Source organism: Azospirillum brasilense, from assembly GCF_022023855.1.
Lineage (GTDB): Bacteria > Pseudomonadota > Alphaproteobacteria > Azospirillales > Azospirillaceae > Azospirillum > Azospirillum brasilense_F.
On sequence record NZ_CP059449.1, the window covers coordinates 2,424,613 to 2,436,977 of the forward strand.

At 68.1% G+C, this 12,365-nt stretch carries 12 protein-coding genes; 6 read left to right on the plus strand and 6 right to left on the minus strand.

Translation table 11 applies throughout. The annotated features are described in order from the left end of the window. Window positions 1-5: 5 nt before the first annotated feature. The 4 genes from H1Q64_RS11515 to H1Q64_RS11530 are packed head-to-tail and all read left to right on the plus strand — an operon-like array spanning window position 6 to window position 3,855. A complete protein-coding gene (locus tag H1Q64_RS11515; protein ID WP_237903603.1) occupies window positions 6-1,205 on the plus strand; it encodes a vWA domain-containing protein in 1,200 nt (399 codons plus the stop codon). After that, window positions 1,202-1,516 (plus strand): XdhC family protein, encoded by a 315-nt coding sequence (locus tag H1Q64_RS11520; RefSeq protein ID WP_035673760.1) that lies wholly within the window; start codon window positions 1,202-1,204, stop codon window positions 1,514-1,516. Before H1Q64_RS11515 ends, H1Q64_RS11520 begins: the two co-directional genes overlap by 4 nt. Then, window positions 1,513-2,229, plus strand: coding sequence for an XdhC family protein (locus tag H1Q64_RS11525; RefSeq protein WP_237903604.1), 717 nt, complete (start codon window positions 1,513-1,515; stop codon window positions 2,227-2,229). The genes H1Q64_RS11520 and H1Q64_RS11525 overlap by 4 nt, the downstream gene beginning before the upstream one ends. A gap of 15 nt (window positions 2,230-2,244) precedes the next feature. Continuing rightward, on the plus strand, window positions 2,245-3,855 hold the full coding sequence (locus H1Q64_RS11530; RefSeq protein WP_237903605.1) for an NTP transferase domain-containing protein: 1,611 nt from the start codon (window positions 2,245-2,247) through the stop codon (window positions 3,853-3,855). Between the two features lie 3 nt (window positions 3,856-3,858). Here the strand turns inward: H1Q64_RS11530 and H1Q64_RS11535 are convergent, their stop codons facing one another. Further along, complete coding sequence (locus H1Q64_RS11535) at window positions 3,859-4,572, minus strand: type 1 glutamine amidotransferase (RefSeq protein ID WP_237903606.1); 714 nt, start codon at window positions 4,570-4,572, stop codon at window positions 3,859-3,861. 155 nt (window positions 4,573-4,727) lie between these two features. On the opposite strand from H1Q64_RS11535, the gene H1Q64_RS11540 reads away from it, so the two are divergent. Then, window positions 4,728-6,263: a bifunctional metallophosphatase/5'-nucleotidase gene (locus H1Q64_RS11540; RefSeq protein ID WP_237903607.1), complete on the plus strand. Its 1,536-nt coding sequence runs from the start codon at window positions 4,728-4,730 to the stop codon at window positions 6,261-6,263. A gap of 79 nt (window positions 6,264-6,342) precedes the next feature. Here H1Q64_RS11540 and H1Q64_RS11545 read toward each other — a convergent pair whose 3' ends face one another. After that, the gene (locus H1Q64_RS11545) at window positions 6,343-6,909 is read right to left on the minus strand and encodes a phasin family protein (RefSeq protein WP_237903608.1); all 567 of its coding nucleotides are present in this window, start codon (window positions 6,907-6,909) and stop codon (window positions 6,343-6,345) included. Between the two features lie 365 nt (window positions 6,910-7,274). On the opposite strand from H1Q64_RS11545, the gene ald reads away from it, so the two are divergent. Continuing rightward, on the plus strand, window positions 7,275-8,393 hold the full coding sequence (ald, locus tag H1Q64_RS11550; RefSeq protein ID WP_237903609.1) for an alanine dehydrogenase: 1,119 nt from the start codon (window positions 7,275-7,277) through the stop codon (window positions 8,391-8,393). A gap of 50 nt (window positions 8,394-8,443) precedes the next feature. Here ald and H1Q64_RS11555 read toward each other — a convergent pair whose 3' ends face one another. The 4 genes from H1Q64_RS11555 to H1Q64_RS11570 form a co-directional block, all read right to left on the minus strand. After that, the gene (locus H1Q64_RS11555) at window positions 8,444-9,121 is read right to left on the minus strand and encodes an L-2-amino-thiazoline-4-carboxylic acid hydrolase (protein ID WP_237903610.1); all 678 of its coding nucleotides are present in this window, start codon (window positions 9,119-9,121) and stop codon (window positions 8,444-8,446) included. 39 nt (window positions 9,122-9,160) lie between these two features. Further along, window positions 9,161-10,144 (minus strand): branched-chain amino acid ABC transporter permease, encoded by a 984-nt coding sequence (locus H1Q64_RS11560; RefSeq protein WP_237903611.1) that lies wholly within the window; start codon window positions 10,142-10,144, stop codon window positions 9,161-9,163. 3 nt (window positions 10,145-10,147) lie between these two features. After that, window positions 10,148-11,035, minus strand: a complete 888-nt coding sequence (locus tag H1Q64_RS11565; protein ID WP_237903612.1) for a branched-chain amino acid ABC transporter permease — start codon at window positions 11,033-11,035, stop codon at window positions 10,148-10,150. 95 nt (window positions 11,036-11,130) lie between these two features. Then, the gene (locus H1Q64_RS11570) at window positions 11,131-12,345 is read right to left on the minus strand and encodes an ABC transporter substrate-binding protein (RefSeq protein WP_237903613.1); all 1,215 of its coding nucleotides are present in this window, start codon (window positions 12,343-12,345) and stop codon (window positions 11,131-11,133) included. Window positions 12,346-12,365: the final 20 nt, after the last annotated feature.

A 12,365-nucleotide genomic window follows, 5' to 3' on the forward strand; every position in this document is an offset into this window, starting at 1 on the left:
CGGCCATGCAAGGCGGCCTCGCCATCAACCTGATGCATTTCGCCCGCGCGCTGAGGGCTGCGGGGCTGCCGGTCGGGCCGGGCAAGCTGCTCCAGGCTGTCGAGGCGGTGGAGGCCGTGGGGATTGGCAACCGTGCGGACTTCTATTGGGCGCTGCACGCCGTCTTCGTGAACCGGCGCGACCAGCGCGAGGTCTTCGATCAGGCCTTCCACGTCTTCTGGCGCAACCCGGACATCCTGAAGCGGATGATAGGGCTGATGCTGCCGACCATCCGCACGGAGTCCCCGGACGCCCAGGACCCGCTGTCCCGCCGCGTCGCCGACGCGCTGCGCGGCACCGCGCCGGAGGCCGAGGGGCCCGAGAAGTCGGAGATCGAGGTGGACGCCGCCTTCACCGTTTCGGCCCAGGAACGGTTGCAGGAGAAGGATTTCGAGAAAATGTCGGCGGCGGAGATGGCCGAGGCCAAGCGGATGCTCGCCCGCATCGCCCTGCCGGTGGCCGAGGTGACGATCCGCCGCCACCGCCCCGACCCGCGGGGGCCGCGCGCGGACCCGCGGGCGACGCTGCGGCGGATGCTGCGCTCCGGTGGCGATCTCGCCGATCTGGCGCGGCGCAGCCGCCGCACGCGGCCGCCGCCGCTGGTGGTGCTGTGCGACATCTCCGGTTCCATGACGCGCTATTCGCGGATGCTGCTGCATTTCATGCACGCGGTCAGCAACGACCGCGACCGGGTGCACAGCTTCGTCTTCGGCACCCGCCTGACCAACATCACCCGCCATCTGCGGCACAAGGACGTGGACGTGGCGCTGGACGCCGTGTCGGCGGCGGTGGCCGACTGGTCGGGCGGAACGCGCATCGGCACGGCGCTGCACGCCTTCAACCGGACCTGGGCGCGCCGGGTGCTCGGCCAGGGCGCGGTGGTTCTGCTCATCAGCGACGGGCTGGACCGGGATGCCGGCGAGGGGCTTGCGGCGGAGGCCGAACGGCTGCACAAGAGCTGCCGCCGTCTGGTCTGGCTGAACCCGCTCTTGCGGTGGGAAGGGTTCGCACCAAAATCCAGCGGTATCCGGGCCTTGTTGCCGCATGTGGACGACTTCCGCCCGGTCCACAACCTGAACAGTCTGGCCGGGCTCGCCGACGCGCTGAACCGCGACGGGCCGCGACGGGCCGAAAGCCTGCGCAAGTGGCTGAAGGAGGCCGCATGAAGGACGATATTCTGGAGCAGGCCGCGGGCTGGCGCGCGGAGGGCCGCAAGGTGGCCCTGGCGACGGTGGTCGCCACCTGGGGGTCCTCCCCCCGTCCGGTGGGCAGCCAGATGGCGGTGGATGACGCCGGTTCGATGATCGGCTCTGTCTCCGGCGGCTGCATCGAGGGGGCCGTGGTGCACGAGGCGCGCAAGACCATGGAGGATGGCGAGCCCCGGATGATTTCGTTCGGGGTCAGCAACGAAATGGCCTGGGAGGTCGGGCTGGCCTGCGGCGGCCGGGTGCAGGTTTATGTCGAGGCTGTGGAATGAAGCGCGACATCACCGAACGGCTGCTGGCCGCCCGCAAGGCCGGGCGTCCCGTGGCCCTGGTCACCGACCTCGGCACCGGTCTGCAGACTCTCGTCTACGAGGACGCCATCCACGGCGGCTTCGGGCTTGAGGACGACCTTCTGGAGGAGGTGCGGGAGCGGCTGCGCCAGGATCGTTCCGGCCTCGTCAGCGATTTGGAGGATGAGGAGGACGGCGTCCAGCTCTTCGTCCAGACCCACAACCCGCCGCTGCGCCTGCTGGTGGTCGGCGCCGTGCACATCGCCCAGGCGCTGGCCCCCCTTGCCGCGCTGACCGGCTACGCCGTCACGGTGATCGACCCGCGCGGCTCCTTCGCCACGGAATCGCGCTTTCCCGGCGTTTCCCTGCACGATTCCTGGCCGGACGAGGCGCTGTCCGCCCTGGCGATCGACAACCGCACCGCCGTGGTGACCCTGACCCACGACCCCAAGCTGGACGACCCGGCGCTGCTGGTGGCGCTGCGCTCCCCGGCCTTCTACGTCGGGTCGCTCGGCAGCAAGCGCACCCACGCCAAGCGGCTGGAGCGGCTGAAGGAGCAGGGCGTGACCGACGCGGAGCTGGCGCGCATCCACGCCCCGGTCGGGCTGGACATTGGCGCCGTGACCCCGGCGGAAATCGCCCTATCGGTCATGGCCCAGATCACCGCCGTGCGGCGCAAGGCCGGCGCGGCCTGACAGGAGTTCATCACCATGTTTTTCGGCCCGCTGCCCCTGCGGGAGCTGGAGGGCGCCATCCTGGCGCATTCGGTCCGCCGCGGCTCCGTCAGCTTCAAGAAGGGCCGCATCCTCAGCGCTGAGGACGTGACGGCGCTGCGCGACGCCGGCTTCACCACGGTGACCGCCGCCAAGCCCGGTCCTGACGATGTGGGCGAGGACGCGGCGGCGGCCCGCATCGCCGCCGCCCTGAAGGGGCAGGAGATCACGGTGGGCGCCGCCTTCACCGGCCGCGTCAACCTGTTCGCGGAGTCGCGCGGCCTGTTCGTTCCGGATGTCGAACGGATCAACGCGCTGAACCTCATCGACGAAAGCGTAACGGTCGCCACCCTGCCCGCCTTCGCGCCGGTCGAGCCCGGCCAGATGGTCGCCACGGTCAAGATCATCCCCTTCGCCGCCCCCCGCGGTGCCGTGGAAGGGGCGGAGGTCGAGGCGTCGGCCGGGATGCCGGCGCTGCGCGTCGCCCCCTTCCGTCCGCTGACCGCTGCGCTGATCCAGACCCGCCTGCCCGGCGTGAAGGACAGCGTCCTCGACAAGACCGTGGCGGTGACGCGGGACCGTCTGGAGGCGATGGGCGGGCGGCTGGTCCGCGATTCGCGCTGCTACCACGGCGAGGCGGCTCTTGCCGACGCCATCGCGGCGGCGGGGCGCGTCGACCTGCTGCTGATCGCCGGGGCCTCGGCCATCACCGACCGGCGCGATGTGCTGCCGGCGGGCATCGAGCGGGCGGGCGGCGTGATCGAGCATTTTGGCATGCCGGTCGACCCCGGCAACCTGCTGCTGATCGCTCGTATCGGGGAGACGCCGGTGCTCGGCCTGCCCGGCTGCGCACGGTCGCCCAAGCTGAACGGCTTCGACTGGGTGCTCCAGCGCATCGCCGCGGGGATCCCGGTGACGCGGGCCGACGTCATGCGCATGGGCGTGGGCGGTCTGCTGGCCGAGATCCCCAGCCGGCCCCTGCCCCGCGCCGGCGCCGTCGCGGTGGAGCCGCCGCGCGCGCCGCGCATCGCCGCGCTGGTGCTCGCCGCCGGGCGATCGAGCCGGATGGGCGGCAGCAACAAGCTGCTCGCCGATGTCGGTGGGGAGCCGCTGGTCGTCCGCACGATCGAATCGGTGCTGGCCTCGCAGGCCAAGCCGGTGGTGGTGGTGACCGGCCACATGGCGGAGGCGGTGTCCGCCCCGCTCGCCGGGCGCCCGCTGACCATCGTCCACAACCCGTCCTTCGCCGACGGGCTCAGCGCCTCGCTGCGCGCCGGGCTGGCCGCTCTGCCGGCGGATGTCGACGGTGTGGTGGTGTGCCTCGGCGACATGCCGCGGGTCACGCCGCAGGCCATCGACCGGCTGATCGCCGCCTACAACCCGCTGGAGGGCCGGACCGTCTGCGTTCCGACCGTCCATGGCAAGCGCGGCAACCCGGTCCTGTGGGACCGTGGCTTCTTCGCGGAGATGGCGAAGCTGAGCGGCGACGCCGGGGCCAAGACCCTGCTGGCCACCCACGCCGATCAGGTGGTCGAGGTGCCGGTGGAGGACGGCGGCATCCTCTACGACGTGGACACGCCGGAACTGCTGGCGGAACTGCGCGGCTAACGTTCAGGCCGCCCGTTCGATCATCAGATCCAGCCAGCGGCGGGAGATCGTCCGGGCGACCACCTCGGCGGCGGGCAGGTGCCGCTCCAGCGCGGCGTCCAGCCCGTCGAGGACGGCCCGGTTGCGCTCCCGCGAGTCGACGCCGAACTTCTCCGCCCAGCCGCGGACGATGGCGGCGTCGGCCTCCGGGTGGAACTGGAAGGCGTAGAGATTGCGGCCGAGCCGGAAGGCCTGACGCATGCAGGCTTCGCTCCAGGCCAGGGGCACGGCACCCTCGGGGAACTCGAAGGTGTCGTAGTGCCACTGCACCATGCGCAGTTCCGGCGCCAGCCCGCCGAGCAGCGGATCGTCCGAAGCGGCATTGAACAGCCGGACCGCGCCCACGCCGATCTCCGCCACCGAATGGCGGTAGACGCGGGCGCCGAAGGCACGGGCGGCCAACTGCGCCCCAAGGCAGATGCCCATCACCGGTCGCTCTTCCGCCGCGAAGGCGCGGATCAGTTCCATGACCTGCGGAAAGTGCGGCCCCTGCGCGTCGTTCCAGGCGTCCTGCGGTCCGCCGAGAACCAGCAGCCCGTGATAGCCCTCCGGCGTGGCGGGGAGCGCTTCCCCTTCGTCCGCGGCGACGGTGACCAGCGTCGCGCCGAACTCGGCCAGCGCGTCCCCGACGAGTCCGGCGGGGGCGTTTCGGTTGTTCTGAACGACCAGGATGCGCATGGAGAGACCACGTCGGTGAAAGCGGATGCCCCGTTCATGAGCGGCAGAGGCGGCGAAATCAAGCGGTGCAAGGCGGCTATGCGCCGCGCCGCAGGACGGCGTACAGTGCGAAGACGCGAAGGAAGCCTTTCAACTTCCCCAGGGAGACGAGATCGATGCTGACCCGGATTCGCACGCTGGCGGGGGCCGCCGCCCTTGCCGGCACCCTGCTTTTCCCTGCGACCCTGCTTTTCTCAGCACCTGCCGCCGCGCAGAACGGCACGGTGACCTTCCTGCACTTCAACGACATTTACGAGATTTCCCCGGTGAAGGGCCGCGGCGGCTTCGCCCCCCTGATGACGGTGCTGAAGGCGGAGCGGGAGCGCAGCGCCGGGGCGCTGACGACGGTCGGCGGTGATTTCCTCTCCCCGTCCCTGCTCTCCGGGACGACCCGGGGCGCGCAGATGCCCGACTTGTTCAACGCCATGGGCGTGGACGTCGTCGGCTTCGGGAACCACGAGTTCGACTTCGGCACGGAGGTGCTGAAGGCCCGCATCGCCGAATCGAAATTCCCTTGGGTCGGCACCAACATCGCCGGGCCGGACGCCAAACCGCTTCCCGGTTCGGTCGCCACCTGGACGAAGACGGTCGGCGACATCAAGGTCGGATTCCTCGGCGTCCTGACCCCGGAAACCGCGCAGTTGTCCAGCGGCGGGGCGGAGGCGACCTTCACCAACGTGCAAGCCGCCGCAGCCCTGGCGGTGAAGGCGCTGCGCGACGAGGGAGCGAACGTCGTCGTGGCGCTGACCCACCAGACCATCGCAGAAGACCGCGATCTGGCCGTCAAGGTGAAGGGCATCGACCTCCTTCTGGGCGGTCACGACCATGACCCGATCAGCTTCTATGAAGGTTCGACCCTGATCCTGAAGGCCGGGGCGGACGGCCATTATCTCGGCGTCATCGATCTGGCGGTCAGCACCAAAGCCACCGACAAGGAGCCGGCGACCACCGTCGCTCCAGCCGGCTGGCGCTTCGTCAGCACCGCCGGAGTGGCCCCGGACGCAGAGGTCGGAGCGCTGGTCAAACGCTACACCGACCAGCTCGACACCACGCTGGCCGGGGTGATCGGGCGGACGGAAAGCGACCTGGACAGCCGCAAGGACGTCGTCCGTTCGCAGGAAACGACGATGGGCAACCTGATCGCCGACGCGCTGCGCGACGGGCTGAAGGCCGACGTCGCCATCACCAACGGCGGCGGCATCCGCGCCGACACGCTGCACCCGGCGGGCAGTTCGCTGACCCGCAAGGACATCTTCGCGGAGATGCCCTTCGGCAACGTCGCCGTGCTGACGCTGCTGTCCGGCGCCGATATTCTGGCCGCGCTGGAGCATGGCGTGTCGAAGGTGGAGGACAAGGCCGGGCGCTTCCCCCAGGTGTCGGGCCTGACCTTCACTTATGACGCGAGGCTGCCGTCCGGCACCCGCGTGACCGGCGTGACGGTGGGCGGCCAGCCGCTCGACCCCGCCAGGACCTACCGGGTGGCGACCAACGACTACATGCTGAAGGGCGGCGACGGCTACGCCGCGCTGACCCGCGGCCGGACGGTGGTGGACGCCTCCGGCGCCGTGCTGATGGCGACGATGGTCATGGATTACGTGGAGGCGAAGAAGACGGTCGCCCCGAAGGTCGAAGGCCGCATCGTCGCGAAGTGACCGGCGCGCGCACAAAAAAGAACGCCCCTGGACCGACTGGTCCGGGGGCGCAAGGCCAGGATGGATCGTTGGTGAAGCGTCAGGCGCTGCGGCGAACGTGGCGCGCGGCCCCTTCGGCCCGCGCGTTCAGCCGCCGCACCGCGTCGTTCGCGGTTTTTGCCGACAGCTCCGACACCTTGACGCTGCGGTTCAGCAGAAGTTCCATCTCGTCTTTGACCATGCTGCTCTGCGCGGCGTAGAGGTCCTGGACCGACCGGCTGCGCATCATCGCGTTGATGCCTTCCGCGTTGCGGGCCATGGCCTCCTGGGCGAAGCCCATCCATTCGCGCATGATGGACTGCATCCCGTCCATCAGCACGGACCCGCATTGCGTCATGACGTCCATATTCTCGCGGGCCTGCTGGGCGACCTCGCCCTGGGCTTGTGCGGACAGGCCCATCATGCGGTTGAGTTGATCGGAGGTCTGGCCGGCGACCTGGCCGGCCACTTGGGTCGCCTTACCCATCATGTCGCTGGCCGTATCGGCGCCGCGCTGGGTCGTTTCCGCGGCGGTTTCCGCCATGCGGCGGGTGGTGTCCTCGGCAACATTCCGGCCTTTGGCGGCGGTGTCGCGCGCGATGGTCTGCGCGTCCTTCTCTGAAGCCATCTGCCTTGCTCCTGGTTTCGTTCCGTCCGAATCGGACGCTCCCCCCATTTTTCTTGAGTGTCGCGATTTTTGTGCAGTGCGACACAAACATCCATATACCATGGTGGCGAATAATAGTTCCACAACTCTAAAAACTAACCTTACCTACTTTTTTGCGGATACAGAGAAGTCTGTGCCGGGGTTTATTGAGTAGAGTTTCGTATAAAATTTCATGGAGTGTTTTAATTGATCCAAAGAGAATCACCAAGCAGCACAGCAAGTGAGATGCGGATGGCCGGAGCACGCCCCAAATTCTGAGGTAAGGAACCCTGAGCCGGCGCGCTGCCCGTCCTGGTCCGGCACCGGCCCACCCGCGGAGGATGCCCATGCTCATCGGCGTGCCGACGGAAATCAAAAACCATGAATACCGCGTCGGATTGACCCCGGCTTCAGTCCGCGAACTGGTTCATCACGGTCACCGCGTGCTGATTCAGACAGGAGCCGGCGCAGCCATCGGGCTGGACGACGAGCACTATGAAGCCGCCGGGGCGGAGATCGTACCGGACGCCGCAACCGTCTTCGCCCGCGCGGACATGGTGGTGAAGGTGAAGGAACCCCAGCCGCAGGAATGCGCGATGCTGCGCCGGGGGCAGATCCTGTTCACCTATCTGCACCTCGCCCCCGATCCGAACCAGACCAAGCTGCTGCTGGACTCCGGAGCCGTCGCCATCGCCTACGAGACGGTGACGGATTCCCGCGGCGGCCTGCCGCTCCTGGCGCCGATGAGCGAGGTGGCCGGCCGCATGTCGGTGCAAGCCGGCGCCCATTGTCTGGAGAAGGCTCAGGGCGGGCGCGGCGTCCTGCTCGGCGGCGTGCCCGGCGTTCCGGCGGCCAAGGTGGTGGTGCTGGGTGGCGGCGTGGTCGGCACCAACGCCGCCCGCATGGCCATGGGGCTGGAGGCGAAGGTCATCGTCATCGACAAGTCGCTGCCCCGGCTGAAGGAGCTGGATCTGCAGTTCGGCGCGAAGCTTCAGACGCTCTATTCGACCGTCGACACGATCGAGGAGCATGTGCTCGACGCCGACCTCGTCATCGGCGCGGTTCTCGTGCCGGGGGCCGAGGCACCGAAGCTGGTGACCAAGGCGATGGTGGAGCGGATGCGGCGGGGCGCCGTGGTGGTGGACGTCGCCATCGACCAGGGCGGCTGCTTCGAGACCTCGCACCCGACCACCCACGCTGAGCCGACCTATCTGGTGGACGGGGTGGTCCATTACTGCGTCGCCAACATGCCGGGGGCGGTCGCGCGCACCTCGACCTTCGCGCTGAACAACGCCACCCTGCCCTTCACGCTGGCGCTCGCCAACCGAGGGTACCGCGCGGCGCTGGCGCGCGACCCACACCTGCGCGCCGGGCTGAACATCCACGCCGGGGCGATCACCTGCAAGGCGGTTGCCGACGCCCAGGGGCTGGGTTACCAGCCGACGGAGGAGGCCCTGCGGCTTTAATTCTGTTCCCGGAGGGGGCGACCGCGATCGCCCCCTCCGAAGGCGGGCATTCAGGCCGACCGGAGCCGCGAGAATCGGAAATCGCAGTGGCTGGCGCCGCCGGCCAGGGTTTGCGTTCTTTCCAGATGGATGCCGCGTGTCGCGTAGGCGTCGAAATCAAGACCGCAGATGTTCGGCAGAATGTCCTTGTCACCGTGACGGGCCGCGAATTTGCAGAAACCGCAGGCTCGATAGTTGATGCCGAACGTGAATTCATCCCCCGGTCCCGGCTCGACGAAGTCGTAGACGAAATCCTCGGGAAACCGCTCCTGGCGGCTTTTCTCCGCCTGCTCGCGCAGAAACGCCTGGTTCTCCGGCGACAGGAACTGTCGCCCCGAGGCGAGACGCTCCGCTTCGGGCACGGTGAGCAATTGGGCTTTGTAGGTGTCCCGCTCGATGTCGCCGATCACGGACAGCGGCACACCGTGCCGCCGGAGCACCCGGCTGATGGCCATGAAGCCCAGGAGACGCATGAAGAAGTCGCTCATGCGACTGTCCGCGCCCCCGACATAGGGCATTTGAGCGAGCACGATGCCGAACTCGTCCATCACCTCCCGCTTGATCCCATCAATGCTGGATGGATGAAGGTGCTCGCCCAACATCGCTTCGGCAAGATCGAGGCGATGGCGCATGGCGGCCTCCATCGCGCTGCGATGATCCTCGTAAAATGGATGGACCGTCTCAGCCATTGAGTGCTCCAAAATGAATAACTGCAATCATCTCCTGGCTCACGGGCGTTTTTCGCCGAAGCGGGCAGCGATCTCCCCGACGATGCCGCGGCGGAACAGCAGCACGCAGGCGACGAAGATCACGCCGATCACCACCGGCACCGGCAGGTTGCTCGCCGCCAGATAATTCTCCAGCGTCACCACCAGCGCCGCCCCGACCACCGGGCCGAACAGCGTTCCGATGCCGCCCAGCAGGGTCATCAGCACCACCGCGCCGGACATCTGCCACTGCACGTCGGTCAGCGTGGCGAGTTGGAAGACAATGGCCTTGGTGCCGCCGGCCAGACCGGCCAGCGCCGCGGACAGGACGAAGGCCATCAGCTTGTAATGATCAGTGCGGTAGCCGAGCGAGATGGCGCGCGGCTCGTTCTCGCGAATCGCCTTCAGGACCTGCCCGAAGGGCGAATGGACGGTGCGCCAGATCACCACGAAGCCGAACAGGAAGACCGCCAGCACCGTGTAGTACATCGACATCGATTGGCTGAGGTCGATCACCCCGAACAGATGCCCGCGCGGCACCGCCTGGATGCCGTCCTCACCGCCGGTGAACTTGAGCTGCAGCGCCATGAAGAAGACCATTTGCGACAGGGCCAGCGTGATCATGGCGAAGTAGATCCCCTGCCGCCGAATCGCCAGCGCGCCGAAGGCCAGCCCGAGCGTCGCGGAAAAGGCGGTGCCCAGCAGGATGCCGAGTTCCGGCGGAAGCCCCCAGACCTTCACCGTGTGGGCGGTGATGTAGGCCGCGCCGCCGAAGAAGGCGGCATGGCCGAAGCTGAGCAGACCGGCGAAGCCGATCAGCAGGTTGAAGGCGCAGGCGAACAGCGCGAAGCACAGCACCTTCATCACGAAGACGGGATACAGCACGTAGGGCGCGGCGATCAGGACCAGCAGCAGCACGGCCAGGGCCAGCAGACCCGGCATGGCCGGTCTTCCGGTGGCGGAAGCCGCGGTGTCGCGGCGGACGGCGTGGATCTCGGTCGCCATGGGTCACCTCTCCCGCCCGAACAGGCCGGCGGGCTTGATCAGCAGCACCACGGCCATGATGACGAAGACGACGATGTTGGACGCCTCCGGATAGAACACCTTCGTCAGACCTTCCAACAGGCCCAGACCGTATCCGGTCAGCACCGCCCCCAGAATCGACCCCATGCCGCCGATCACCACCACGGCGAAGACGACGATGATCAGGTTGGAGCCCATCAGCGGCGACACCTGATAGATCGGGGCGGCCAGCACGCCGGCCAGCCCGGCCAGAGCGACGCCGAAGCCATAGGTGGCCGTGATCATCAGCGGCACATTGATGCCGAAGGCCTGGACCAGCACCGGATTCTCGGTTGCGGCGCGCAGGTAGGCGCCGAGCTTCGTCCGTTCGATGGCGTACCAGGTGGCGAGGCAGACGACCAGCGAGGCGACGACGACCCAGCCGCGATAGTTGGGCAGGAACATGAAGCCAAGATTCTGTCCGCCGCGCAGCAGGTCGGGAATGGGATAAGGTTGGCCCGACACGCCGTAGAAATGGCGGAAAATCCCCTCCACGATCAGCGCGAGGCCGAAGGTAAGCAGCAGCCCGTAGAGATGGTCGAGCTTGTAGAGGCGGCTGAGCAGCGTCTTTTCCAACAGCACGCCGAAGGCGCCGACGACCAGCGGCGCCAGCAGCAGCGCCCACCAGTAGCCGACCCCCGCCGTGGTCAGCAGCAGCCACGCCACGAACGCTCCCAGCATGTAGAGCGCGCCGTGGGCGAAGTTGATGACGTTGAGCATGCCGAAGATGACCGCCAGCCCGAGGCTGAGCAGCGCGTAGAAGGACCCGTTGATCAGCCCCAGCAGAAGCTGCCCGAACAGCGCCTGGGGCGGGATGCCGAAGATGGTGGACATGAGTGGTTCGCCTCCGGCCGTTCCGCGCGGCGGGTGATCGCCCCGGCCCCGGCCCCGCGCCGTGGCGGGAAACCGGGCGCCAGGGCGGGCGGGGATCAGCCCGGCAGCTTGCAGCCGCTTTCCGCCAGGGTGGCGAAGGCCTCGTCGCCGGGGATGGTGCGGATGATCTCATAATAATCCCACGGCCCCTTGGACTCGCTGGGCTTCTTCACGCGGGCCAGATACATGTCGTGGACCATGCGCCCGTTCGGCAGGATCTTGCCGTTCTTGGCGAACATGTCGTTGACCGGCATCTCCTTCATCTTGGCGGCAACGGTCGGGCCGTCGTCGGTCCCCGCCGCCTCGATAGCCTTCAGATAGTGCTTCACCGAGGAGTAGCTGCCGGCCTGCACCATGGTCGGCATCTTGCCGGTCTTCGCCTTGTACTTCTCCGACCAGGCTCGCTTCTCGTCGTCCATGTCCCAGTAGAAGCCGGTGGTCAGGACGAGATCCTGGGCGACCTGGAGTCCCAGCGCGTGCACGTCCGACAGGAAGATCAGCAGCCCGGCCAGCTTCTGCTGCCCGCTCTGCGTCAGGCCGAACTCCGACGCCTGCTTGATCGAGGTGATGGTGTCGCCGCCGGCGTTGGCGAGGCCGATGACCTGCGCGCCCGACGACTGCGCCTGCAGCAGGAAGGAGGAGAAGTCCGCCGTGTTCAGCGGTGCGCGCACAGCGCCGACGACCGTACCGCCGGCCTTCTTCACCTGCGCCGCCGTGTCGGTTTCGAGCTGGTGGCCGAAGGCGTAGTCGGCGGTCAGGAAGAACCAGCTCTTGCCGCCCTCCTTCACGATGGCCTGACCGGTGCCGACGGCCAGCGCGCGGGTGTCGTAGGCCCAGTGGAAGCCGGTGGGCGAGCAGGCGTCGCCGGTCAGGCGCGAGGTCGCCGGCCCCTGCATCAGGAAGATCTTCTTCTTCTCGCGCGTCACCTCCTGCACCGCCAGGGCGACGCCGGAGTTCGGCACGTCGACGATGACGTCCACCCCGTCGCGGTCGATCCATTCGCGGGAGAGGTTGGAGCCGATGTCCGGCTTGTTCTGGTGGTCGGCCGAGACGACCTCGATGGGCTTGCCCAGGATCTTGCCGCCCACCTCCTCGACCGCCATGCGGACGGCGACCGCCGAGCCCTCGCCGCCCAAATCGGCGTAGAGGCCGGAGCGGTCGTTGAGGACGCCGATCTTCACGACGTCGCCGGAGATCTTGCCCTGCTGGGCCTGCGCGGAACCGACGGCCAACGCGGCAAGCGCCGCTCCGGCAAGCAGACGTGCAATCATTCCATTCCTCCCCGTTCGAA